At 73.1% G+C, this 23,861-nt stretch carries 23 protein-coding genes; 8 read left to right on the top strand and 15 right to left on the bottom strand.

Annotated features, from left to right (window positions below):
• The first annotated feature begins 109 nt into the window (after positions 1–109).
• A complete protein-coding gene (locus ACFQ3T_RS12490) occupies positions 110–1,705 on the top strand; it encodes an ABC-F family ATP-binding cassette domain-containing protein (RefSeq protein ID WP_380723407.1) in 1,596 nt (531 codons plus the stop codon).
• Positions 1,706–1,710: 5 nt separating this feature from the next.
• Here ACFQ3T_RS12490 and ACFQ3T_RS12495 read toward each other — a convergent pair whose 3' ends face one another.
• The 4 genes from ACFQ3T_RS12495 to ACFQ3T_RS12510 form a co-directional block, all read right to left on the bottom strand.
• Positions 1,711–2,121 (bottom strand): arsenate-mycothiol transferase ArsC, encoded by a 411-nt coding sequence (locus ACFQ3T_RS12495; protein ID WP_380723408.1) that lies wholly within the window; start codon positions 2,119–2,121, stop codon positions 1,711–1,713.
• Positions 2,118–2,822, bottom strand: coding sequence for an MIP/aquaporin family protein (locus ACFQ3T_RS12500; protein WP_380723409.1), 705 nt, complete (start codon positions 2,820–2,822; stop codon positions 2,118–2,120). Before ACFQ3T_RS12500 ends, ACFQ3T_RS12495 begins: the two co-directional genes overlap by 4 nt.
• Positions 2,823–3,590 carry an arsenate reductase/protein-tyrosine-phosphatase family protein gene (locus tag ACFQ3T_RS12505; protein WP_380723410.1) on the bottom strand — a complete coding sequence of 256 codons (768 nt, stop codon included), beginning with the start codon at positions 3,588–3,590 and terminating at the stop codon, positions 2,823–2,825. It abuts the gene before it with no gap.
• A gap of 118 nt (positions 3,591–3,708) precedes the next feature.
• Complete coding sequence (locus tag ACFQ3T_RS12510; protein ID WP_380723411.1) at positions 3,709–5,436, bottom strand: RICIN domain-containing protein; 1,728 nt, start codon at positions 5,434–5,436, stop codon at positions 3,709–3,711.
• Between the two features lie 452 nt (positions 5,437–5,888).
• On the opposite strand from ACFQ3T_RS12510, the gene ACFQ3T_RS12515 reads away from it, so the two are divergent.
• Positions 5,889–7,466 carry a right-handed parallel beta-helix repeat-containing protein gene (locus ACFQ3T_RS12515; RefSeq protein ID WP_380723412.1) on the top strand — a complete coding sequence of 526 codons (1,578 nt, stop codon included), beginning with the start codon at positions 5,889–5,891 and terminating at the stop codon, positions 7,464–7,466.
• A 58-nt stretch (positions 7,467–7,524) separates the two neighbouring features.
• On the opposite strand, the gene ACFQ3T_RS12520 is transcribed toward ACFQ3T_RS12515, so the two are convergent.
• Positions 7,525–8,682, bottom strand: a complete 1,158-nt coding sequence (locus tag ACFQ3T_RS12520; protein WP_380723413.1) for a DUF1700 domain-containing protein — start codon at positions 8,680–8,682, stop codon at positions 7,525–7,527.
• Positions 8,679–9,002, bottom strand: a complete 324-nt coding sequence (locus ACFQ3T_RS12525) for a PadR family transcriptional regulator (protein WP_380723414.1) — start codon at positions 9,000–9,002, stop codon at positions 8,679–8,681. The genes ACFQ3T_RS12520 and ACFQ3T_RS12525 overlap by 4 nt, the downstream gene beginning before the upstream one ends.
• Positions 9,003–9,085: 83 nt before the next feature.
• Between ACFQ3T_RS12525 and ACFQ3T_RS12530 the strand changes: the two genes are divergently transcribed.
• The gene (locus tag ACFQ3T_RS12530) at positions 9,086–9,775 is read left to right on the top strand and encodes a hypothetical protein (protein ID WP_380723415.1); all 690 of its coding nucleotides are present in this window, start codon (positions 9,086–9,088) and stop codon (positions 9,773–9,775) included.
• 135 nt (positions 9,776–9,910) lie between these two features.
• On the opposite strand, the gene ACFQ3T_RS12535 is transcribed toward ACFQ3T_RS12530, so the two are convergent.
• Together ACFQ3T_RS12535 and ACFQ3T_RS12540 are read right to left on the bottom strand one after the other, a co-directional pair.
• Complete coding sequence (locus ACFQ3T_RS12535; RefSeq protein ID WP_380723416.1) at positions 9,911–10,471, bottom strand: HD domain-containing protein; 561 nt, start codon at positions 10,469–10,471, stop codon at positions 9,911–9,913.
• Between the two features lie 9 nt (positions 10,472–10,480).
• The gene (locus ACFQ3T_RS12540; protein ID WP_380723417.1) at positions 10,481–11,530 is read right to left on the bottom strand and encodes a helix-turn-helix domain-containing protein; all 1,050 of its coding nucleotides are present in this window, start codon (positions 11,528–11,530) and stop codon (positions 10,481–10,483) included.
• A 160-nt stretch (positions 11,531–11,690) separates the two neighbouring features.
• Here ACFQ3T_RS12540 and ACFQ3T_RS12545 point away from each other — a divergent pair, with 160 nt between their 5' ends.
• Positions 11,691–12,101: a hypothetical protein gene (locus tag ACFQ3T_RS12545; RefSeq protein WP_380723418.1), complete on the top strand. Its 411-nt coding sequence runs from the start codon at positions 11,691–11,693 to the stop codon at positions 12,099–12,101.
• A gap of 20 nt (positions 12,102–12,121) precedes the next feature.
• Here the strand turns inward: ACFQ3T_RS12545 and ACFQ3T_RS12550 are convergent, their stop codons facing one another.
• The 4 genes from ACFQ3T_RS12550 to ribA form a co-directional block, all read right to left on the bottom strand.
• Positions 12,122–13,609, bottom strand: a complete 1,488-nt coding sequence (locus tag ACFQ3T_RS12550; protein ID WP_380723419.1) for a PKD domain-containing protein — start codon at positions 13,607–13,609, stop codon at positions 12,122–12,124.
• 28 nt (positions 13,610–13,637) lie between these two features.
• Positions 13,638–15,137 (bottom strand): PKD domain-containing protein, encoded by a 1,500-nt coding sequence (locus ACFQ3T_RS12555; protein WP_380723420.1) that lies wholly within the window; start codon positions 15,135–15,137, stop codon positions 13,638–13,640.
• A 167-nt stretch (positions 15,138–15,304) separates the two neighbouring features.
• Positions 15,305–16,441 (bottom strand): hypothetical protein, encoded by a 1,137-nt coding sequence (locus tag ACFQ3T_RS12560; protein ID WP_380723421.1) that lies wholly within the window; start codon positions 16,439–16,441, stop codon positions 15,305–15,307.
• 446 nt (positions 16,442–16,887) lie between these two features.
• Entirely contained in the window at positions 16,888–17,544 is a 657-nt protein-coding gene (gene ribA, locus ACFQ3T_RS12565) for a GTP cyclohydrolase II (RefSeq protein WP_380723422.1), read from the bottom strand.
• Positions 17,545–17,635: 91 nt separating this feature from the next.
• Between ribA and ACFQ3T_RS12570 the strand changes: the two genes are divergently transcribed.
• Both ACFQ3T_RS12570 and ACFQ3T_RS12575 read left to right on the top strand, forming a co-directional pair.
• On the top strand, positions 17,636–18,034 hold the full coding sequence (locus tag ACFQ3T_RS12570) for a 6-pyruvoyl trahydropterin synthase family protein (RefSeq protein WP_380723429.1): 399 nt from the start codon (positions 17,636–17,638) through the stop codon (positions 18,032–18,034).
• Positions 18,031–19,056: a glycosyltransferase family 4 protein gene (locus ACFQ3T_RS12575; protein ID WP_380723423.1), complete on the top strand. Its 1,026-nt coding sequence runs from the start codon at positions 18,031–18,033 to the stop codon at positions 19,054–19,056. Before ACFQ3T_RS12570 ends, ACFQ3T_RS12575 begins: the two co-directional genes overlap by 4 nt.
• Here ACFQ3T_RS12575 and ACFQ3T_RS12580 read toward each other — a convergent pair.
• Genes ACFQ3T_RS12580 through ACFQ3T_RS12590 form a run of 3 tightly spaced genes read right to left on the bottom strand, consistent with a single transcriptional unit; the run spans position 19,046 to position 21,491 of the window.
• Positions 19,046–20,167: a methyltransferase domain-containing protein gene (locus ACFQ3T_RS12580; protein ID WP_380723424.1), complete on the bottom strand. Its 1,122-nt coding sequence runs from the start codon at positions 20,165–20,167 to the stop codon at positions 19,046–19,048. The genes ACFQ3T_RS12575 and ACFQ3T_RS12580 overlap by 11 nt on opposite strands.
• On the bottom strand, positions 20,164–21,117 hold the full coding sequence (gene tgmB, locus ACFQ3T_RS12585) for an ATP-grasp ribosomal peptide maturase (protein WP_380723425.1): 954 nt from the start codon (positions 21,115–21,117) through the stop codon (positions 20,164–20,166). The genes ACFQ3T_RS12580 and tgmB overlap by 4 nt, the downstream gene beginning before the upstream one ends.
• Positions 21,114–21,491 (bottom strand): hypothetical protein, encoded by a 378-nt coding sequence (locus ACFQ3T_RS12590; RefSeq protein WP_380723426.1) that lies wholly within the window; start codon positions 21,489–21,491, stop codon positions 21,114–21,116. Before ACFQ3T_RS12590 ends, tgmB begins: the two co-directional genes overlap by 4 nt.
• A gap of 142 nt (positions 21,492–21,633) precedes the next feature.
• On the opposite strand from ACFQ3T_RS12590, the gene ACFQ3T_RS12595 reads away from it, so the two are divergent.
• The gene (locus tag ACFQ3T_RS12595; protein WP_380723427.1) at positions 21,634–23,157 is read left to right on the top strand and encodes a peptide deformylase; all 1,524 of its coding nucleotides are present in this window, start codon (positions 21,634–21,636) and stop codon (positions 23,155–23,157) included.
• A gap of 80 nt (positions 23,158–23,237) precedes the next feature.
• On the top strand, positions 23,238–23,861 hold a 624-nt coding region (locus ACFQ3T_RS12600), incomplete at its 3' end, for a class I SAM-dependent methyltransferase (protein ID WP_380723428.1).

Raw genomic sequence — 23,861 nt, forward strand, 5'->3', positions numbered from 1 at the left:
ATGCAGCACCTGTTCTTCCTCTGAGAGGACGACGCCTCCACCGGCACCGCGGACCGCGGTTCCGGACTTCGTCCTTTCCGCTCATCACTTCTCGTGGAGGCAAGCCCTCATGTCGTCCTCTCTGTCGCCGGCGCGCGTGCGCACGGCTCACGTCCGCATGTCGGGCGTACACGTCTCGTTCGGCGGACGGCCCGTGCTCGCCGGGGTCGACCTCGTCGCCGCCGCCGGTGACCGGGTCGCCGTGGTCGGCGAGAACGGCCGGGGCAAGACCACCCTGTTGCGGGTGCTCGCCGGTGACCTGCCCGTCGACCGCGGCGACGTGGTCCGCGCCGGGTCGGTCGGTGTCGCCGACCAGCAGATCCCGCCCGTGGACACCGTCGGCGACCTGATCGACCTGGAGCTGACCGCCGTGCGTGCCGCCCAGGCCCGCTTGGAGCACGCCGCGCAGGCGCTGACCGACGGGCGTCCCGACGCGGGTGACGCCTACGCCGCCGCGCTCGCGGAGGCCGAGGCGCTCGACGCGTGGGACGCCGACCGGCGGGTGGAGGTGTCGCTGGCCGCGCTGAACGCCGCCGACGACCGCGCCTGCCCGCTCGGCACGCTCTCGGTCGGGCAGCGCCACCGCGTCCGGCTCGCCTGCCTGCTCGGCGCCGGGCACCCCGTGCTGCTGCTGGACGAGCCGACCAACCACCTCGACGCGAGCGGGCTGGACCACCTGACCGAACGGCTCCGCGCCCACCCCGGCGTGGTGGTGCTGGTCAGCCACGACCGGGCGCTGCTCGCCGACGTCGCCACGACGGTGGTCGACCTCGACCCGTCCAGCGACGGCCGGCCGCGCGTGCACGGCGGCGGCTACCGCGGTCACGTCGAAGCCCGCCGCGCCGAACGTGCCCGCTGGGAGGCCCTGCACGCCGAGCAGGTCGCCGAGCGGGAACGGCTCGCCGACGACCTGTCCGCGGCGCGGAACCGGTTGCGCGACAACTGGAGGCCGGCCAAGGGGCACGGCAGGCACACGCGTGCCACCCGTGCGCCGGGCCTGGTCCGGGCCGTGCACCGGCGGCTGGAGGCGTTGGCGGCCCTCGGCGGCGCGGTCGCGCCGCCGCCGACCGGGTTCGCCATGCCGGAACTCCCGCGGGACGGCGGCACGGCGGTGCTGCGGGCCGAGGGCGCGACGGTGGCGGGCAGGCTCGTGACGCCCGCGGACGTGGCGCTGGACTCCGGCGACCGGCTGGTGGTGACGGGCCGCAACGGCGCGGGCAAGTCGACGTTGCTGGCGGTGTTGGCCGGTGAGCTGGAGCCGACCGCGGGCACGGTCACCCGGGCGCGGTCGGTGCGGGTCGGGTACCTGCGCCAGGAGTCGGAGCCGGTGGGCCGGCGCACGGCGGTGGAGTTCTACGACGAGCGGGTGGCGCGGTCGGGCGTGCCCGGACCCGCGCTGGCCGAGCTGGGGCTGGTGGACGCGTACGACGCGCACCGGCCGGTGGCGGAGCTGTCGGTGGGGGCGCGGCGGCGACTGGACCTCGCCGGGGTGTTGGCCGCCCGCCCGCACGTGCTGCTGCTGGACGAGCCGACCAACCACCTGTCGGCCGCGCTCGTCGACGAGCTGACCGCCGCGCTCGGGTCCACGCCGGCCGCGGTCGTGCTCGCGACGCACGACCGGAAGTTGTTGCGAGACACCAATTCCTGGCCGCGCCTGGCGTTGTGAACGGGCTACGCGGGCTGGTCGAGGAGCTCGCCGAGCAGGGCGCGGACGCGGCGGTCGATGTCGTCGCGGATGGGGCGGACCGCGTCGACGCCCTGGCCGGCCGGGTCTTCGAGGTCCCAGTCGAGGTAGCGCTTGCCGGGGAAGACGGGGCACGTGTCGCCGCACCCCATGGTGATGACGACGTCGGAGGCCTCGACGTCCTCGGTGGTGAGCTTGGACGGCACCTCGGCGGTGATGTCGAGGCCCAGCTCGGCCAGCGCCTCGGCGGCGGCCGGGTTCACCCTGTCGGCGGGGGCGGAACCGGCCGAGCGGACGGTGACGCGTCCGAGCGCGTAGTGCTGGAGGAGCGCGGCGGCCATCTGGGAGCGGCCGGCGTTGTGGACGCAGACGAACAGGACTTCGGGCTTGGCGTTCAACGGGGTTGTCCTTCGGTGACGGGTGCGGTGGTGGCGACCGGGTTCGGGTGGAGCACGCGCAGCAGCGGGACGGCCACCGCGACGCCGACGAGCTGTGCCAGCACGTACACCGGCACGGAGGTGGGGGCGATGCCCGCGAACGTGTCGCTGAAGACGCGGCCGACGGTGATGGCGGGGTTGGCGAAGCTGGTGGAGCTGGTGAAGAAGTACGCGGCCCCGATGTAGGCGCCGACGGCGGACGGGACCAGCGCGGCCCGGTTCGACCGGACCAGCGAGAAGATCACCAGCAGCAGGCCGGCGGTCGCCACCACCTCGGAGACGCCGTGGGCGGCGGTGGCCCGTTCCGTCGTGCTGACGCTGATCGGCGCCGTGTCGAACATGGTGTTGGCCAGCACCGCGCCGGTGACGCAGCCCAGCACCTGGGCGAGGGCGTAGGCGGGGACGTCACGCCAGGGCAGTCCGCCCAGGACGGCGTCGGCCAGGGAGACGGCGGGGTTGAGGTGCGCGCCGCTGACCGGGCCGAAGACCAGGATGAGCGCGTAGAGGCCGACGGCGGTGGCGGCCGCGTTCTCCAGCAGTTGGAGGCCGACGTCGTCGGGGGACAGGCGTTGGGCGGCGATGCCGGAGCCGATCACCAGGGCGGCAAGCAGGAGGCTGCCGAGGTACTCGGCCAGCAGCCGGTGGGGGAGCGGGCGGGGCATTCAGGCTCCCTCGGAAGCGCTGGTGACGGCGGTGGTGACGGCGGCGGGGCGTACGGCCGTGGTGCCGGAGGCGGGGGTGCCGGCGTCGGAGGCGGGGTGTACGGCCGGGGCCAGGCGGTTCACCCGGTCGGCCAGGTCGCGGTAGGCGGTGTGGAAGGCGTCCTCGGTGCCGACCGCGGCCGGGTCGGGGACGGACCAGTGCAGGCGGTCCCCGTGGTCGGCGCCGAGTTCCTCGTGCGCGCTGTCGCACACCGCGACCACCAGGTCGTCGGGGTTCAGCACGTCGTCGAGGTGGTGGGTGCGGGCGCGGGTCAGCGACAGGCCGTGCGCGCGGGCGGTGGCGACGGCCAGCGGGTGCACGCGTTCGGCGGGACGGGTGCCCGCGCTCGCTGTCGGCACGGTGCTGCGCCGCTTCCACAGGGCGGCGGCCAACTGCGAGCGGGCCGAGTTGTGGCTGCACACGAACACCACGCGCGGCGCCTGGCGGAGTCCGCTGGGCACCAGGTCGGTGAGCGCGGACGTGCGCAGGCGCAGGTAGGTGCGCCGGTGGTCGCCCTCCGACCGCGACCGCTCCACCACGCCCGCCTGTTCCAGCAGCTTGACGTGGTGCGCGAGCAGGTTGCTGGGCAGCCCGAGCGCCCGGCCGACCTCGCCGGGCGACGCGTCGCCGAGCACCAGCAGCTCCACCACGGCCAGCCGGGCGGGCTCGCCCAGTGCCGCGTGCACCCGCGCTCGGGCGACGGTGTCGGAAGACCAGTCAGTGGACATTGAGTCAATGATGGTTGAGTGACATCCCTCGGGTCAACTCCGCCGCCGTGACGCGCGATCGCCCGCCGACCCCTGGTGCGAGGTCGGCGGGCGATCGGTGGTGGGGAACGCCGGGTGGCTAGCGGACCGCACGGCCCCCGAACGTGACGACCAGGCGGCCGTCCGAGGCGTAGGACCAGGCCAGGGCGCCGGCGTAGTTCGCGCAGCGGGAGCCGTTGACGCCGGTCCAGAACTGGTTCGTGCCGTCGACGTTGCCGACCGTCTTGTCGTTGGCGCCGCTGCCGCTGCGGCAGGACGTGTTGCCCCGGAACACCGACGTGCCGGCCTCGAAGGTGAAGTTGCGCTCGGTGTTGTCGATGCTGATGTTGTCCGAGACGGTCATCGCGCCGGGGTTGCGGTTGTAGGTGAAGCCGTGCTTGCCGTTGTCGTAAGCGATGTTGCGCCGGATCACGTGGTTGACCGGGATGTCCTCGCCGCCGAGCTTGTAGCCGTTGCGGTCGCCGTTGCCGGCCTGGCCGCCGTTGCTCAGGGTGCCGTTCTCGTAGGCCAGGGAGTCCTCGATGGTGACCGCGCCGATGGGGCCGGTGTCGGTCTTGGTGTAGAGGTCCCAGCCGTCGTCGATGTTGTTGTGCGCCACGGCGTAGCGGAAGACGTTGCCGGGGCCGGTGGTGAGCTTGGCGGCGAAGCCGTCCGCGTCCTCGCCGTCGGAGTCGGCGTTGTCGTGCGACTCGGCGCTCAGGATGAGGTTGTTGGCGGGCCACTGGTCCTTCGGCGTGGTGGACAGCATCCGCGACAGCTGCAGGCCCGTGTCCCGGTTGAAGCGGGTCACGGTGCGTTCGAGGATGTTGTTGCTGCCGCCCACGAAGATGCCGTTGTCGCCGGCGCGCTCGACGACGATGCCGCGCACGTGCCAGTACGAGCCGTTGACGGCCAGGCCGCGGTTGGCCGGGTCCTCGGTCTGCGCCGAGAAGTTCAGCACCGGGGTCTCGCCCGGGTAGGCGAACAGCTCGGTGCGGTCGGCGGCCGTGCCGTTGGTCCCCGCCGGGATGGTGACCGTCTGCGTGAAGCGGTACGTGCCGCCGCGCAGGAGGATCGTGCCGCCGGGGGTGATCCGGCTGATCGCCGACGTCAGCGTGGTCGGCGCCGACTCCGTCCCCGCCGCGCTGTCGGTGCCGTTCGGCGAGACGTGCAGCGCCGAGCTGGGCGGCTGGGTGGTGGTGGTCGTGGTGGACGTCGTCGTGCTGGTGCTGGTGGTCGTGCTCGTCGTCGTGGTGGTCGTCGTCCCGTTGTCGGCGGGGGTGAGGGTCCACTGCTTGGTGGCGGTGCTGTCGCACGAGTTCGTCTGGACGAGGGCGCCGACCGCGGTGGAGTTGTCCTTGGTGTTCATGCACTTGCCGCCGTTGACGTTGATCAGGCGGTAGTGGGCGCCGCTCGCCGTGACCGTCCACGTCTGGCTCGCCGCGCCGGTGCACGTCTCCTGCTGGATCGGCTTGCCCGCGCTGGTGGACGCGGCCTGCACGCCGACGCACAGGTCGTTGGCGGCGGACGTGAGGCGGTAGCCGCCGGAGACCGCGGTGAGGGTCCACTTCTGGTCCGCGCCGCCGGCGCAGGCCTGCTGGCGGAGCTGCGTGCCGGGGGTCGCGTCCGGGGCGTCGAGGCAGTGGCCGCTGGAGGCGTTCTTCACGGTGTAGGTCCCGGCGCCGACGGCGGCCTCGGCGGGAGTGGCGTGCGGCCAGGCGGCGAGGGTGACGGCGAGCGCGCCCGCTGCGGCCGCGGCGAGGAGGGCTCGGCGCGTGCCGCGTGGTCGTGAGGCCCGGGTGGAGGTGGGCTGCTCCGGTTCGGTCATGGTGACGACGACTCCACTTCTCGGTGCTTTTCCGGCGAGGGAGAGGGCCCGGTGCGGGCCTTTGGTGCGCGGCGGAAACGGTGGAACCGATCGGGTTCACCGATGTGAATGCGACTCCTGGGCGGGTGGAAAACGCCCGTCTTCCGGGAAAGGCTAGGAGGTCCGCGACGCGGGGTCAACGACGAAGTCCGCGGGGCGGTGTCCGGCCGGGCGGTTGTCGAATGCGTCGAATGTGTCGAATGGCGAGGTCAGGGCCATCGTGGCTGATCAAGGGGCTGGTCGTGGTTCTGCGGGTTCGCGTCGGCGCGCCTATTTCCCGTGTTCATGATTGTGAATCCGAACGGGTTCGCGAACGACAGCATTGCGCCTTTCGGAAGCGGTGCGTTAACGTGCTTCGGATCTCGCCGGAGAGATCCGTCGGCCGCCGCCGCACCCATCACGGGAGAAACACGATGAGAGTGAAACCCCTTGTGGCCGCCACCGCGCTGGCGGCCGTCGCGGCGCTCGGCGTGCCGGGGCCCGCGGCGGGCGCGGCGACCACCCACCACGAGGCCGAGACCGCGCCGGCGGTCTGCACGGGCACGATCGACGGCAACTGGCCCGGCTTCTCGGGCACGGGGTTCTGCAACGCGGACAACGCCGTCGGCGCGCACGCGCAGTTCACCGTCACCGCGTCGGCGGCGGGCGCCGCGACGGTCGTGGTCCGGTTCGCCAACGGCGGCACGACGAACCGGCCCGCCACCGTCCTCGTCAACGGCGCCGCCGCGCAGTCGGTGGAGTTCGAGCCGACGGGCGCGTGGTCGACGTGGGTGTCGAAGACCGTCGCCGTCACGGTGCCGTCCGGCACGAGCGCGGTCCGGCTGAGCCCCACCACCTCGGCCGGCCTGCCCAACGTCGACTACCTGGACTTCACGCAGGACGGCACGCCACCACCGGCCGACGCGCTGTACGTGGCGCCCAACGGCGAAGACGGCAACCCCGGGACGTTGGCCGCGCCGCTCCGCACGATCCAGCGCGCCGTCGACCTGGCCCAGCCCGGGCACACGATCCACGTCCGCGGCGGCACGTACGCGCCCGCCACGAACATCCAGCTGCTGAAGAACGGCACCGCGACCCGGCCGATCACCTTGCGCAACCACAACGGCGAGAAGGTGGTCATCGACGGCGAGAACATGCCGCACACGCCGGGCGCCGTGGGGTCGAGCATCCCGCGGGCCGAGCGCGGCGCCGTCCACATCGAGGGCGACCACTGGCGGCTGATCGGCCTGGAGATCGTCCGCGGCCCGTACGGCGTGTTCGGCGTGGACGTCAACAACACCGTGTTCGAGCGGCTCGTCACGCGCGACAACTACGAGTCGGGCCTGCACCTGCAGGGCGCGTCGGGCAACAACCTGATCCTCAACCTGGACGCCCACGGCAACCGCGACCCGCGCAAGAACGGCGAGAGCGCCGACGGCCTGGCGATCAAGGAGGGCTCGGGCAGCGGCAACGTCGTGCGCGGCGCGCGGTTGTGGAACAACTCCGACGACGGGCTCGACTACTGGATGTTCTCCTCGCCGATCCTGCTGGAGAGCAGCCTGGCCTGGGGCAACGGCTTCAACCGCTGGAACCTGCCGAACTTCACCGGTGACGGCAACGGGTTCAAGCTGGGCGGCAACGGCGTGGCGGCCGACCACACCGTCCGCAACAGCATGACGTGGGACAACGCGGTCGGCGGCTTCATCGACAACAACAACCCCGGCCGGCACCGGATCGAGCGCAGCACCGCGTGGGACAACCCGGGCACCGGGTTCAACGTCAACCGGTCGTCCAGCACGCTGACGAAGAACCTGGCGGCGGCCAACGGCACGGACGTGTCGCTCGGCTCGACCTCCACCGGCAGCGGCAACTCGTGGAACCTCGGCGGCACGTGGTCGTTCGCGAGCACGGACCCCGGCACGATCACGGGGCCGCGCGCCGCAGACGGCTCGATCCCGTCGTCCACCTTCCTGCGGCCGGCCAACGGGGCGGACGTGGGCGCGCGCTTCTGATCGCCGACGGGTGTCCGAGGGCGCGGGTCGGTCGTCTCCGCGCCCTCGGATCGGGGGATCAGCCGGTGGGGGTCGTCGGCGCCGTCGTGGTCACCGTCGACGGCGCCGGGCTGGGCGACGCCGGGGGCGACGGCAGCGAGGTCGTCGACGGCGAGGTGGTCGGCAGCGAGGTGGTCGGCAGCGGTGACACGGACGGCGTCGGAGCCGGCGTGGTCGGCATGACCACCGCGAACGGGACGCCGGGGACCTCGTGGCACCCGGTCTCGTCGTGCACGACCCGGGGCTTCGGGTAGCGGTTGTCGTGACGGCTCTCGTCGCAGCCGTACCAGGGCTGTTCGAGCGGCTGGCCGTTCTCGTCGTAGAGGTACACGTCAGTGACCGGCTTGCCGTCCTTGTCGAACACGTACACGTTGGCCGGCACGGGCGTCGGCCGGGAGTAGGAGACCGGCTCGGCGTCGCGGTAGGTCATCCGGTCCACCAGCGCGCCGGCGAGGAGCAGCAGGACGCCCAGCGCCAACCCGGTCGCCGGCACGCTGATCCACAGCCACCGGCGGTCGGTCCTCGCCTTCGGGCCGGACACCAGCGCGAGGGCGGCGAGCGCGAGGCTGACCACGAGCATCGACGACAGCCGGCCCACGAGCACGCCGGCCCACGCGATGAGCAGGGAACGGCCGATCCACCACAGGGGCTGGAAGGTGCGCAGGGAGCGGAGCACGCCCCGCGTGTCGGCCTGCTCGAGCTTCCGGAGCGCGTCCGCCAGCGCCGCGGCCTCGGGCAGCCGGGCGACCTCGGGCAGCAGCGACGGCTGCCGGAACACCAGCAGCGCCGCGGCGGCCAGGGCCAGGCAGACGAGCAGGACGAGTTCCTCGCCGTCACCGCGGCTGAACGCGAAGCCGAACGCCACGACGGTGCCGACGACCAGGCTCCAGAACGCGAACCGCGCGACGCCCGTGGGCCGGGCTTCCGCCGGGCCCGCCTCGGTCGGGGACGGGTAGCCGGCCGCCGCGCGCAGTTCCCGCGCGTACGCCCGGGGCGTGCCGAGCCGGCCGATCAGGGCCTCGGGCGTGAAGTCCTCGCCCATCTCCTCGGCCACCTCGACGACGTGCGCCCCGGCGTCGTCCATGATCTCGCCCACCTCGGCGGCGGGCAGGTCGGACAGCGCCTCGCGCATCCGATCCAGGTAGTCCCGCACCTCGGTGTTCGCCTGCGTGTTCATGCGACCTCCCCCAACAACCCGTCGAGCGTCTTCGCGAACGACTTCCACGTCTGGCCCGATTCGAGCAGCCGCGCGCGGCCGGGCTCGTTGAGGCTGTAGTACTTCCGGTGCGGGCCCTCTTCGCTCGGCACGACGTACGACGTGAGCAGGCCGGCGTTGTAGAGCCGGCGCAGGGTGCCGTAGACCGACGCGTCGCCGACGCCGTCCAGACCGCCCTGGCGGAGCCTGCGCAGCACGTCGTAGCCGTACCCGTCCTCCTTGCGCAGTACCGCGAGGACGGCGAGGTCCAGCACCCCCTTGAGCAGTTGGCTCGTGTCCATAGGTGTCTCCCCGGTGATGTGCCGTGGATACTACTACGGAATGCGGAGTACCGCGTACGAAGGGGTAGTGACATGCTCTCGGCGTGGCTACCGAGTTGGTGGGCGACCCCGCGTGGGTCCGGGGTCTGGTGTCACGCGACGACGACGTCCGCCGCGAGGCCCTGGACCGGCACCGGGAGCTGGTCAAGGCGGCCGTGGACGCCCGGCACTGGTCGAACGACGTGCTGCGGCGCGCCGGCCACGTCTGGCCGACCGAGCCGCACCTGGCCGCCGAGATGGACCAGGCCCTCGCCTCCCGCCGCTACCACCGGGGTCAGACGATCTTCGAGCTGGTCGGCTCCCTGTGGGACGACGACCCGGAGGTCCGGGAGCGGTACGCGCCGTTCGTGCTGCTCTACTTGGTGTGGGAGGGGCGGTACCCGGACGACTGGCGCGCGCCCGGCAACAACCTGCTCTCGCCGTGGGGCCGCAAGGAGTCGGTGTTGCGCTCCCTGGCGCGCGACGGCGTGCCGGAGTCGATCCGGCCGCAGATGCCGGACCTGATCACCGACGTCGTGCGCCGCCGCTACCGCTGCAAGGACTGGATGTACGCGGGCCTGGTCCGGCACGTCGCGGACGACCGGTTCCACGAGCGGGTGCGGGCCTTGGCGGAGGACGGCGACCCGGTGGTCCGGCTGCGCGCGGAGTTCCTGCGGCACGTCGCCGCGCACCCCGGGGTGCGGGTGAAGCGGGTCAGCTGGCGGCGGTGGCTCGACACCACCGGCAAGGGCTGAGGCCGGGTGCGGGGTCGCCGCACCCGGTCGCCGAGCGGTCAGCGGTTGGGACGCCGTCTGCGCGTGACGGCCGTCGGGTCGTGGACGCTGTCAGCGCGTGGACGCCGTCAGGTCGTGGACGCCTCGACGTGAGGTTCAGCGGTCGCGCCAGGCGAGGGGGGAGAGGGTCACCGCGGCGTCGGCGATGCGGCGTGCCGTCCCCGTCTTGAGGCCCTTGAGCGCCGACTCGACCCACCCGTCGACGCGCCGCACGCCGGTGTCGCGGTACTCGACGGCCTGGAGCAGCATCTCCAGCTTGTCGGCGTCGCTCGCGCAGCGGGCCTCGGCCGACTCCTTGGCCTCGTACTCCGCCACGGCGTCCCGGACGACCTGCCGCGACGTCTCCGGGAGGTCGGCGGTCTGGTCGGCCGTGATCGCCCGCGGGTCGGGCTTGGCGACGTACCCGCGGGAGGTGTGGGGCAGGTCCCCGGTGCGCGTCTCCTGGGTGTCGTGCCACAGCGCGAGGAACGCGGCGCGGGCCGGGTCGGCGCCCTCCTCAGCCGCGATGAGCGCCGCGAGCTGCGCCACCCGCATCGTGTGCTCGGCCACGGACTCCGGGTCCCGCACCCCGGCATGCCACCACCCGGCCCGCCGCATCCGCTTCAGCACGCCCAACTCGTACCCGAAGGCGGCGAGGGCCGCGGCGTCGTCTGACACGTGTTCTCCCTAGAGGCCGGAGATGCGGAGGGCGTAGCGGAGGCCGGCGACCTGGTCCCGTCCCGTCCGGGACAGCGAACCGTCGGAGGCCAGGCGGTCCAAGGATTCGGCGAGCGAGGTGCGCACGCGTGGACGGGCGGCGAGCAGCGCCGGGCGTGCGGCGACGAGGGCGTGCAACGTGTGCAGGTTCAACGGGAGGTGGGGCGCCGTCGGGGCGAGGCGCCCGGCGAGGTGGGCGAGCAGCGCGCCTCCGTTCCACGACCTGGTGTCCTCGTCCCCCATGAAGGAGTCGTCGATCCGCACGTCGTCGAGTTCGCCGATCCAGTAGGCCCAGTAGTTCAGGTTCGCCACTTCGGCGCGAGTACCCGACATGCGGCCCACGAAGTCGTGGATGTGCTCGCCCTCGCCGGTGGAGGCGAGGGCGACCGAAGCGGACCGCGCTTCGAGCAGTCCGGTGATGTCGTTCTCGGGGAGAGTCCGACGGCCCACCCGGTGCCACTCGTCGCGCAGCCAATCGGCGACGTGCGCACGACGATCGAATCCGAGCAGGTACACCGATTGCCGCCGGAGGAGCGGTTCGCCCGCGTACCCCGACCTTTCCGCCACGTGGATCAAGTGGTCGAAGAAGCGCGCGCGCTCGTCCGGGTGCAACAGTGGGTGTGGCGCGACCGGGCCGCGCCGGGACACCTTCGAGGTGAATTCACTCAATTGTGGCGGCGTGTCGCCGGTGAAAGGCCAGGTGATCAGATTGGTGATGGTCTTGCGGTGGACAACGGCGGCGAGCGGGTGACGATCCGGGTCGATCCACGAGTCACCGGCGGCGATGCCGGTGGAGAGCACGAGGTCGGCCGCGATCGCCTCGTTCAGGTGCCTCCCGGTCGACGCCGGTGCTCCTGCCCTGGACAGCCTGGCGGCCACCTTCACGAGCTCACCGGCTCCGACAGCGGCGAGCGGGCGTCGGCCCGATTCCCACCCCTGCACCGTGGTGGCGTCGACGCCCAGGAGTTCCGCGAGCTTCTCCTGGGTGAGCCCGGCCGTCTGCCGACCCAGTTTCAGCACGAACCCCGCCACCACGCCGGTGGCACGTGAACCCCGACCCCCGGTCGGTGTTCCGGCTCCGATTCGCATGGCCACCCCCCGCGCCACCGCCCGCCATGTCGAACGCACTCGCGCCGGCAGTCAGTTCTCACCGTTCCCCCGCGATCGTAGCGTCTTGGGCGTGACGTCAAAGAGTTCGCGGTTCCCGGAATACCGCGTGGAAAAGCAAAACCTCGGCGCGGACGAAGAACGCGTGAAGGAGTCGGACGAGAAGGCCACATCGGCAGTGTGGAGTCCGGAAGAGTTCGCCGCCGTCGTTCGCCGGCTGGCGGCGGACGAGGCTCCACGGCTGTTCGCCATCGTCGAGGAGTACGGCGAGGCGGAAGACGCCCGCGTCGCGGGTTACGGCCTGGCTTATGCCGACCGCGTCGAGGTCGACTCCGTGGAAGGCGGCTTCCACCTGTGCTCCCAGAGCCCGGACAGCGCCCGAGCGCTGTTCGAGGTCAGCTCCCGTTCCGCGGGGACGCGGCGGGCGCACCTGGTGTGGCTGGATGAGCCGGCGGTGGAGTTGCGGGTGCGCGCCTCGACATGACGTCGAGGCGCGCACCGCGATCAGATCGCGCGCGTCGCCGCGGAGCGGACGGAGGGGGTGGTGGCTTGCAGTTCGTTGTCCGCCGGGTTGTCGTCGCCGTCCCACCGGTGGGTCAGGTTGCCCTTCACCTGGAACGTCACCTTGCCCGCCGCGACGTCGGCGGCGGTGTAGGTGTAGGCGAACGGCAGTTGGACGGTCGCGTTGGCGGCGACCCACTGGCTGAGGGTGCCGACGCGGTTGAAGTAGCCGTGTTCCGTCTGCCTCAGCAGCTCCAGCTCGACGGTCTCCGCGTAACCGGTGTTGTTCGTGACCTTGACGGTGATCGGCTTGGTCTGGCCGGCACGTGCCGACGTCGGCACGGTGAGGTCGGACAGCGTCACGTCGTGCGTCTCCACCGTCAACGTCCGCACGCCGGTGCCGGTGCGGCCGTCGGACGTCGACCCCGTCACCTCGACCTGGTACCGGCCGTCGGCGGCGTACCGGTGCACGACCTGGTCACCGGTGATCGGCGCGGACGTGCCGTCGCCGAACCGCACCTCGCCGCTCACCAACGGTCGGCCCAGGGTGTCGCCCGAGCTGACGTGGAAGGCGACCTCGTCGAACGTCGACGGGGTCTCGGGACGGGCGTACGCGGCGGGCGCCAGGGTGGGCGCGTTGATCAGGCGCAGGTCGAACCACGCGGCCCGCACGGCGTCGTCGGCGACCTTGATGTGGTACGTCCGGCCGACCTCGGCGGTGAACACCGCGGACAGGGCCGACCCCGACGGCACGCAGTCCACCTCGGTCAACGCGTCCGGCGTCGCGCCCCGGTAGACGGTGACGCCGGGCCACTGGCCGTACTGCGCGTTCACGGCCACCGACCGGGTCCGGTCGGGCGTGTACCGGTACCAGACGGACCGGTCGGCGTCCGGGTCGCAGCTCGACGCCGGCTCTCCCTCCTCGGCCGACGCCCGCGAGAGGTCTGCGGTGTGCGCGGCCGGGAAGCCGCTCGTGACGGCCGCCGCGAAGTCGTCGTTCGGAGCCGGCGGGACGGCCGTGAGGCCGAACGTCACCTCGCCGCCGGAGTAGTGGTCCATCAGCAGGAAGTGGTACGTCTCGCCCGCCGTCACGTGGATCGTGGGCAGCAGCGGCGTGTCGTACGAGCAGCCGCCCGGCACCGGCGCGAGCGCGCCGCGCCCACCCGTGTAGATGGCGATCAGCGGCGGGTACGAGGTGCTGGTCACCGAGGTCTTCACGATCGCGTCGGCGGGCGCGGTGTAGCTGAACCACACGGTGTGGCCGCCCCACGAGTAGCAGTCGGCGGGGTCGTCGGCCGCCTTGGTGGCCCGGGTGGTGTCCTGCGTGACCTGGAACGGCAGGGCCGTCACGGCGGTGGCGGCGGCGAAGTCGTCGTTGGACGGCGGCTCGGCGTGCGCGACGCCGGGCGCCACCGCCGCGATCGCGACGGCGACGAGGCCGATGATCGAGGTGCGCAGGCGCGTGGACGCCCGCCGGGTGGACTGGGTCATCTCGTTCTCCCCCTACTGGTGACGACGGTCAGACGGCGCCCATGCCGCCGGCACGGGCGCTCACGGTCGTGGCGATGGACGTGACCTCGTTGTCCGCCGGACGGGCGTCGCGCGCCGGGTACGGCAGCTCGACCCGCGCCCGGAACGCGACCTTGCCCACGCGGGCGTCGTCGGGGGTGAACGTGTAGGAGAACGGGAACTGCACCTTGCGCGTCGGGCGCGCCGGCACGTCGAGGGTCAGCGAGCCGACGGCGTCCCAGGACCCACCGTCGCTCTTGTACAGGGTGACGGTCGCCTTCTCCGGGTACCGCGTGTTGCCCACGTGCACGGTGATCGACCGGGTGTCGCCCTCGCGGGCGGACGACGGCACGTCGAACCGGGTGATCGACACGTCGTGCGTCTCCACCTCCACCCGCGTGGTGGCGGTGGCGGTGCGGCCGTCGGGCGACGTGGCGCGCAGGGTGACCTGGTAGGAGCCGTCCGAGGTGTAGTGGTGCGACACGGTCTCCTGGGACGCCGGCGCGGTCGTGCCGTCGCCGAAGTCCCACTCGGCCGTCATCGGCTCGTCGATCGGGTTCCACGACTCGGCGCTGAAGTGGACCTCGTCGAACACGGACGGCTCGGACGGCGACTGGTAGATCGTCGGTCGCAGCGCGGGCGCCTCGGCCAGGTGCAGCCGCACCGGCTCGTAGGAGCGCGCCGGGCCGGTGACGCGCAGGTAGTGGGTCGTGCCCGGTTCGGCGCGGAACACGGCGGTCTCGCCGAACGAGGGACGCATGCACGTGACCTGCGTCAGCGCGGTCAGGGACGCGCCGGTGTAGACGGTCACCGCGGTCTCGCCGCCCTCGACCCGAGCGGTGACGGAGGTCGCCGGGCCGGGCGTGGTGTAGGCGTACCAGACGGACGGCACGGTCTCCGCGTACGCGCACGTCGACTCGGGTTCGTCGGCCTCGAACGTGGCGGTCGACAAGCCCGGCTGGAGGGTCAGCGGCAGCGTCGGGACGGGCTCGGCGGCGGCGAACGCGTCGTTGGGCGACGTCGGCACGGTGTCGAGCGCGAACGACAACGCGCCGCCCGCGACGCGGTAGCCGGCGACGAAGAAGTGGTACGTGGCGCCGGCCGTGGCGCGGAACGTCATGGTGGCGTTGGCGCCGGTGGCGCAGGCGTTGTCCACGCCGTGCAGCTCACCGCGCACGCCGGTCTGCGCGGACAGGACGGTGGAGTGGTCGCTGCCCGCCGTGGTGGCGCGCAGGAACCCGTCCGCGGCGGCGGTGTGCGTGAACCAGACGCCGCCCTCGACGTCGTACCCCTGGCACCAGTACGGGTCGTCGGCCGAGCCGGTCGCCTCGCTCGTGTCCTGCCGCGCCGTGAACGGCAGGGCGGTGACGGGCGTCGAGGCGTCGAAGTCGTCGTTGGTGGGTGGCTCGGCGTGTGCCACGCCGGTCAGCAGGACCGCCGCCACGGCGGTGGTCGTGCTGATCGCGGCGATCCGGGCGCGCGTGGACGCGCGCCATCGCGAGGACAGCATCGTGTGAAAACCCCCTGGAACGTTCCCGCTCGCCGGGCGGCGAGCGGCCCCTTGGCCGGTACATCGGCGGTGTCACCCGCTCTGTGACCGGTCGTGCGGGAATTGGGCCGTCCGGGGCAGCGGCGTCGCGGCCGATGCCCCGAACGGTGACGTCCGGGGGGCTCCGGTCAGGCGATCTCGGCTTCCAGCGCGCCGCGGCGGGCGGTCACGTCGTCCGGGTCGTCGCCGAACACCAGCAGTTGCAGGGTGCTCAATGCGACGGGGTTGTCGGTGCGGGTGGTGTCGTGGCCGGACGTGACCAGCACGCCGCCCGCCGACAGGGCAGGCCGCAGGTGGGCCAGCAGGTCGGCCAGCGGCGCGGCGACGGTCAGCTTCACCGACTCGGCGTGCCCGTCCAGGGCGTCGGGGCGCACGGACGCCAGCGCGAGCAGCGGGACCGAGCCGCTGGTGATGCGGAAGTTCAGGTCGAGCATGACGAGCTGCCCGTCCCGCGTCTCGGCGCAGTCGAGGCTGCACAGGCCCCGGTAGCCGACGTCGGCCGCGCGCTGCGTGATCGCCAGGCACTCGGCGAGCAGGTCCGCCGGCGGCGCGCTGACCAGCCCGAACCGGCCGCCGACGTAGACGCCGGTCGCGTCGACCCGCTGCTCGGTGACGGCGAGCAGCCGCGCCACGCCGTCCGCGGCGACGTAGAGCTGCACGCCCCAGTTGCGCGTGATGTGCAGGTACTCCTCGACCACGAACTCACCGAGCACGTCGGTGAACGCGGGGAACTCGACCTGCTCGCCCGCCTCGTGCAGGTACACGTCGAGGCTGCCGCCGTGCGCGTCGTTCGTCGCCGCCTTGAGCACCCACGACTTCTCGGCGGGCGCCGCCTCGGCCAGCTCGGCCCGCGTCACCACGGTCCGCCGCGCGTGGAACCTCGGGTCGACGAACGTGCTGATGCTCGCCTTGTTGTTGAGGAAGCCGACGAGCTGCCCGCTCTTGACCGCCCGCTCGTCCGGGCACAGCGCGGTCGGCAGCGGGTACTCCGCCGAGACCAGCAGGCCGTCGGCCAGGGCCTCGGTGACGCGCGCGGTGAAGCCCGCCTCGTCGCGGAACTCGCGCAGGTCGTCGCCGACGGGCAGGCCGCCGTCGCGCAGCCGGTCGAGCAGCGCCGGGTCGGTGCCGCCCGCGCTGCAGATCACCGCGGTGTCGCCGGCGACGGCGATCGGCCTGGCGGAGAGGGCGTCGACGGTGGTGCGGTGCCGGCTCGCCGCCGCGCCCGGCGCCGGTCGGGCGCAGACGACGACGCCGGGGCCGTACACGTCGGTGAGCGCGCGTGGCGCGCCGATGGACGGTGACAGCGGGGCGGAGGTGCTGATGACGTGCTCCCGTGGGGTGAGTCGGGACGGCCGCGCACGTCACACGGGTGGTGCGGACGGAGCGCCGCTGCGGTGGAGGCGGTGCGGTGGAGGCGGTGCGGTGGGACGGGCGAACGGTGAGGCGTGCCGTGACGCGACGGCGTCCACTGCGGGCCTGGTCGGCGCAAGGAGCCGGATTCGCGGGCCGTGGGCGAACAGCCCGGATGCGGGCCGTATGGCGTCAGAGTGTCACGTCCGCGGCACGTCACCCAAATGCCGCGCCGTGTCGCCGGGACACGCCGGAGCGCGCGGGTGGATCGACGCGTCCGGCGTCGGCGCTCGTCGTCAGTGCCCGTGGTCGGCGGGCGGCGTCGGCGGGCGGCGTCAGCGGTCGAGGCCGGCGAACGGCGTCAGCGGGCGGTGGGGAGGTCGGTCGGCTGGTCGGCGGACGTGAAGACGTCGACCTGGGGCAGGTCGTGGCCGAGCCGGTCGCGCTTGGCGGTCAGGTAGCCGATGTTGTGCGGGTTCGGGCGCGCCAGGTGCGGCACGCGGGCGGACACCGCGATGCCGTTGCGCTCCAACGCCTCGATCTTGTCCGGGTTGTTGGACATCAGCCTCACCGAGCCGACCCGCAGGTGCTTGAGGATGCGCGCGGCCGGGGAGTAGTCGCGGATGTCGACCGGGAGGCCGAGCGTGGTCGCGGAGTCGAGCGTGTCCATGCCCTGCTCGTCCTGGAGCACGTGCGTGCGCACCTTGGCCACCAGGCCGATCCCGCGTCCCTCGTGGCCGCGCAGGTACACCAGGATGCCGCTGCCCTCCGCGACGATCCGGTCGAGCGCGGCGTCCAGCTGGTCGCCGCACTCGCAGCGCATGGCGCCGAAGATGTCACCGGTCATGCACTCGGAGTGCACGCGGACCAGGACGTCCTCGCGCATCGCGGTGCGGCCGTGGACGAGGGCCATGTGCTCGTGACCGTCCGCCCGGAACGCCACCGCGCGGAACGTCCCGCGCCGGGTGACCAGATCGGACTCGGCCACGTCGTCGTCGCTGAAGGTTTCCTCGCGCACCCGGTTCCCCCTCGTCACCCCGACACCGGCCGGGCGTTCACTACGCTCGACCGGACTTGCACCGTAGCTCGCTCACTCGGCGGAGGTCACCCTGTTCAGCATCACCGTTCGCGATCACGTCATGATCGCCCACAGCTTCCGCGGCGAGGTCTTCGGTCCGGCACAACGCCTGCACGGGGCAACGTTCGTGGTGGACGCGCGGTTCAAACGGGACGGGTTGGACGACGACAACATCGTCGTCGACATCGGACTGGCGACCGAGCGGCTGAGGTCCGTGCTCGCCGACCTCAACTACCGGAACCTGGACGACGAGCCCGCGTTCGCCGGGGTCAACACGTCGACGGAGTTCCTGGCCAAGCACATCGCCGACCGGCTCGCCGACCTGGTCCACGCGGGAGAGCTGGGCGAGGGCGCGCGCGGGCTGGCCGCCATCGAGGTCACGCTCCACGAGTCGCACATCGCGTGGGCGAGCTACGAACGCCCGCTGTGACGGTCCACTTCGTCCTGCCCGGCGGCGTCGCCGACCCGACGTCGCCGAGCGGTGGCAACGCCTACGACCGCCGCGTCACCGCGGGCCTGCGCGACCTCGGCGTGGACGTGCGGGAGATCGTCGTCACAGGCGGTTGGCCGCGGCCGGACGACACCGCGCGGCGGGAACTGGGCCGGGCGCTGGCCGCGATCGGCGACGGCGCGGTGGTGCTGCTCGACGGGCTGGTGGCGTGCGGCGTGCCGGAGGTCGTCGTCCCGCACGCCTCCCGGCTGCGCCTGGTGGTGCTGGTCCACCTGCCCCTGGCCGACGAGACCGGCCTGCCGCCTTCCGTTGCCGAACGCCTCGACGCCGCCGAACGCGAGTGCCTGCGCGCCGTGCGCGCGGTGGTGGCGACCAGCCCGTCCGCGGCCCGCCGCCTCACCGCCCACCACGGGCCGGCCGACGTCCACGTCGTCACGCCGGGCGCCGACCCCGCACCGCTCGCCACCGGCACGGACGGCGCGTCACGGCTCCTGTGCGTGGCCTCCCTGACCCCGCGCAAGGGCCACGACGTGCTGGTGGCGGCCCTGGCGACCGTGGCGGACCTGCCGTGGACGTGCGCGTTCGTCGGCCCCGAGCCGCCGGGGAGCCCGATCCGCGACCTGATCGCCCACCACGACCTCGCCGACCGCTTCTCGCTGCCCGGCCCGTTGACCGGCTCGCCGTTGGAGCACGCCTACGCGACCGCCGACCTGTTCGTGCTGCCGTCCCGTGCCGAGACCTACGGGATGGTCGTCACCGAGGCGGTGGCGCGGGGCGTGCCCGTGATCGCCAGCGCCGTGCCGGACGCGCTCGGCGAAGGCGGCCTCCTCCTGCCGCCCGGTGACGTGGGGTCGTTCGCCCTCGCCCTGAGACGGTGGCTGACCGACGGCGAGTGGCGCTGTGTGCTGCGGGAACGCGCACTGGCTCGTCGCGCTGAACTGTCCACTTGGGACGTTGCGGCGGCCGGGCTGGCAGCGGTGCTCCGAGGCGTCAGCCGATGACGTCGCCGGGCTCGTCCAACCACAGCGCGTGGGTGTCCGGGGTGACGGTGAGCCCGAACCGGCCCCAGCCCGGCTCGCCCCACCCGGTCCACGCGTCCCACGCCCGCTCCACCCGCGTCCACAGTGGTGTCGGTCCACCTTCGCGGACTCGCGCCGGTGTGCCGTCGGACGTCAGGTCGACCTCGCACCAGGAGCCGTCGGGCGCGGACAGCGTGGTGGCCTTCGGCGCGCGGGTGGTCTGGTCGAGGGTGTAGCCGTACCGGACGTCCGGGGGCAGGGTGAGGCAGGCCAGCAACCACACCTCGCGGTGTGTGTTCCAGGGTTGCGCGGGCGCCGTGGTGTCGCGCTGTGGCCCCGGTGCCGCCTTCGGACCTCGCACGGGCGGGCCGTCGTCGGTGTGGTGGCGCATGGTCATGAACGCGGCCCAGCGGGAGGCGAACCGGCCCTCCAGCCGGTCGCCGTGCCGGTGCAGGAGCACCAGGTTGCCCGCGCCGGGGCCGACCTTGAGATCGGCCAACACCGCCCCGTCGGGCGCTGTCTGCTCGGCCCACGCCCAAGGGATGCGCGGCACGGAGCAGGTGGCGATGATCCGGTCGTAGGGGCCGTGCGCCGGCCAGCCCGCGATGCCGTCACGGGCGGCCAGCCGGGGACGGTGCCCGATGGCGGCCAGCCGCTCACGGGCGTGGGCGACCAGCTTCGCGTCCACGTCCAGGGAGAACACCCGGTCGGCGCCCAGCCGGTGCGACAGCAGCGCCGCGTTGTAACCGGTCCCCGTGCCGATCTCCAGCACCCGGTGCCCGTCGCGGACGTCGAGCAGTTCCAGCATCCGCACCATCAGGTCGGGCTTGGTGCTGGAGGACACCGCCCGCCCTCGGTCGTCCACCTCGGTGACCAGGGTGGTGGCCGAGTAGGCCGGGGCCGGCCCGGGGCCGGCGGTGTCGATCGCGACCCACGACCCGTCGGGCTGCTGCCGGTAGGCGGTGGGCACCAGCAGGTGGCGCGGCGTGGCGGCCACGGCGTCGGCCCAGGCCGGGTCGCGCAGCTCGCCGGACCCGGTCAGGTCGGCGGCCAGGGCCGCGGCCAGGCCGACCCAGTCGTGCTCGGCGGTCATCGGGCGGCTCCGGTGAGCAGGTCGGCCAGTTGTGCGGTCAGCGGTGCGCCGATGGCGTGTTCGACGAACCCATACTGGCCGTTCGGGTTGATTTCCAACAGCACCCATTCACCGGATGGTGTGAGCACGAAGTCGAGCGCCGCGTAGGCGAGGCCGAAGTCGGCCATCAGCGCCCGGATTCCTTCGACGACCGCCACGGGCGGGGTGATCGGCTCGTAGGACAGGGAGGCGTAGTCGGTGCGGTAGTCCACGTGCGACGCGGCGCTGCCGGCCCTGATCGCGGCGGCCGTGACGTGCTCGCCGATCACGACCACCCGCGCTTCCCGTTCCTTGTCGATCCAGCGCTGGAACAGGTGCGCGGTGTGCTCGATCCCGCGCAGGTCGGTCAGGTCCGCGTCGGCGAGCCGCCGGGTGAACACGTTCTTGCGCACGCCCTGCTCGTCCAAGGCCATGCCGCCGACCAGCTTCGTCACCGTCGGCCGGCCGGCCGCGAAGTCCGCCGCCGAGGCCGGGTCGTTGGTGATCAGCGTGTCGGGCACGCTCAACCCGCACCGGGCGGCGCGGGCGAGTTGGACCGGCTTGTAGGCGGCGTCGGCGACCCTGCCGGGGTGGTTGCACCAGAGCACGGGCAGGGAGGCGAGCACACCGCCGAGCCCGTACTTGGCCTCCACCCGGGCGTGGTGCTCCTCGGCGGGGCTGAGGTGCGGTGGCATCCGGTACGCCTCCGGGGACCGGTACCAGACCGCCCGGACGCCGTCGAGGTCCAAGCGGCCGCGCGGGGTGGTCAGCACGCCGTTCCAGCGGCCGTGGCGCAGTCGTGCGGTGACCTGGAGCCGAACGGGGAACCAGGCGGTGTTGACCCGGAACACCTCGACCCCGCGGCCGCCGAGCGCGGTCACCACGCGATCGGCCGTGGGGTCGAGGTCCCGCGCCAGGACCAGCACGCTCACGCGGGGTCGCCGGTGTGGTCGGGGTGGAAGTCGTAGGTCCAGTCCTCGGACGCGCCCTCGTCGCCGTCGAGGTTCGTCACCGAGTTCGCGGTCGGGTCGCCCGCGACGACCTCGGTGACGCGCCGCCCGTCGGAGGTGACGGCGACCTGGAGGGTGTGGTCGTAGGTCCAGCCACCGAGGCGGGCGTTGCCGGTCGTCAACGTCCGTGCGGCGCGCAGGTTCCACGGCCGGGCGCCGACGGGGGAGGGGGAGTGGTGACCTGCCGGGGCGTCGATGGGTCGGGCCAACCCGAACTGGGCGGAGTGCGAGGCGATCGGGTCGTCGGTGAACCCGACCGGCGCGCCGGGGGCGCTGAGCGGCGAAGAGGTGGGCATGATCGCTCCTTTCACGTGGGCTGTCGGCTGCGTGCGGTTCGGATCGAGGGCATCACGTGGCGAAGGCGTGCCGCTAGGCTGAGCCGTGACTCACGGTGTGTTCACGCCCACTCACGGTGTTGCGGGGCAGGGGGGTGGTGTCGTGGCTGGCGGGGCGCGATCAGGGAGCGGGGAGTCCGGCGCGGACGGCGAGGCGAACGTCTTCGCGGCGGAGTTGGCGCGGTGGCGCGACGTGCGAGGGCTGTCCCGCACCGCCCTGGCCGGCCTGATGGGCTACGACCGCTCCTACGTGTCCAAGGTGGAGTCCGGCGCGGAGCGGCCGTCCAAGGACTTCGCGCTCCAGGCCGAGTCCGCGCTCCACGCCGGCGGTGCGTTGCGCTCGGCGTTCCGCGAGTACGACGCCACCCGTGTCCCACGAGCGCGTCCCCAGGCGGTCGACCCGGCCGACCAGATCGGCCCGGGCAGCCTGGTGGTCGACCACGACGACGCCACCCTGCGCTACGACGGGCGCACCTACCGCCTGACCCAGCGCCGTCGCCTGGTCAACGGCGGACCGGAGCCGATCACCCGCTACCTGATCCGCATCTCGGTCGACCGCCACCCCGGTGACCCGGAACGCTCGAACCAGCTCTACAGCGCGAACCCGCTGACCTGGGAGGAGATCGACCTGCACGCCTGGCACGGGCAGGACCGCGCCGAGCCGATGACCTGGAGCGCCCACCACGACCGCGACGCGTTCAAGGAAGTCTGGCTGCACTTCGCCGGCGAGGGCGCGCACTTCCCGCTCTACCCCGGCGAGTCGACTTGGATCGAGTACGAGTACACGGTCCGCGACGAGCACTGGGGCAACTGGTTCCAGCGGGCGATCCGCCTGCCCACCAGCACGTTGTCCGTGACGCTCGACTTCCCCCGCGACCTGGCGCCGGTGGTGTGGGGTCTGCACACGTCGATGACCGCGGGGGCGATGCCGTTCCGCACCGCGATCGACCGCACCGAGCACGGCGACCGCGTGGTGTTCGCGTGGTCCTGCGAGGACCCGCCCCCGCACGCCCGTTACCGCCTGGAGTGGGACTTTCGGGGTCGCGGCCCCACCGCCCCGCCGGCGCGGCCCAGCGACACGATGGCGGCGCTCGGCGTGGTCCAGGACGGTGACCCCCTGTTGCGGCGCGCCGCGCGTCCCTTCGACCTGCCCACCGAGGCCGAGGACGCCCGCCGCGTCATCGCCGAGTTGCACTCCGCCGCCGAGCGCATCGCCCAGGCGCACACGTTCGGCAAGGGCATGGGCGTGGCCGCGCCCCAGATCGGCATCGACCGCGCCGCGGCGCTCGTGCGGCCACCCGGCTCGGACGACGCGATCACCCTGCTCAACCCGACCGTCGTCGAGACCGGCGCCGAGCGGGACGAGCAGTACGAGGGTTGCCTGAGCTTCTTCGACGTGCGGTGCCTGGTGCCGCGGCCGTTGGTGGTCCACGTCGAGCACACGGACCTCACCGGCGAGAAGAGGATCACCATCTTCGACCGCGGCGTCGCCCGCCTGGTAGCCCACGAAGTCGACCACCTCCACGGCGTCCTGTGCCGTGACCACCTCCCGGAGGGGAGTGCGCCCATCCCGGTCGAGCAGTACCGGGGCACGGGGCAGAGCTGGGACTACGGCCGGAACGCGTGACGTCGGCGCCGGCGGAACGGCCGGTCCACGTGGGACGGAAGGGTGGTCCGGGTGGCGGTGGCGCCGGCTAGTCTGCGGCCATGAGCACCTTCGCCCCGGAATGGCTGGCGCTGCGCGAGAGGGCCGACGCGGACGCCCGCGCGGTCGGGTTGGTGGACCGGCTCCGGGAGATCCACCTGAACCGTGCACCCCTCGTCGTGCGTGATCTGGGGTGTGGGACGGGATCGTTGGGGCGATGGCTCGCCGGGCGGCTGGGTGGTCCGCAGCACTGGGTGCTGCACGACCGCGACCCCCGGCTGCTCAGCATCGCGGCGGCCACGTTGAGCGGCGTCACGGTCGAGACGCACGAGGGCGACCTCACCGCGCTCACCGCCGCCGACCTCGCCGGCACGTCGCTCGTCACGGCGTCGGCGCTGCTCGACCTGCTGACGGCCGACGAGGTGGACGGGCTGGCGGAGGCGTGCGTCGGCGCGGGCTGCCCGGCGCTGCTCACGCTGTCCGTCGCGGGACGGGTGGAGTTCGACCGCGCCGACCCGTTGGACGGCGCGTTCGAGGCGGCCTTCAACGCCCACCAACGACGGGTGGTGGACGGGCGGCGGCTGCTCGGGCCGGACGCGGCCGACGTCGCCGTGGCGGCGTTCGAACGGCGCGGCGCGGCGGTGACGACGTGCCCCAGCCCGTGGCGGCTCGGGCCGGAGCAGACC

The organism is Saccharothrix hoggarensis (genome assembly GCF_042678885.1).
Taxonomy (GTDB): domain Bacteria; phylum Actinomycetota; class Actinomycetes; order Mycobacteriales; family Pseudonocardiaceae; genus Actinosynnema; species Actinosynnema hoggarensis.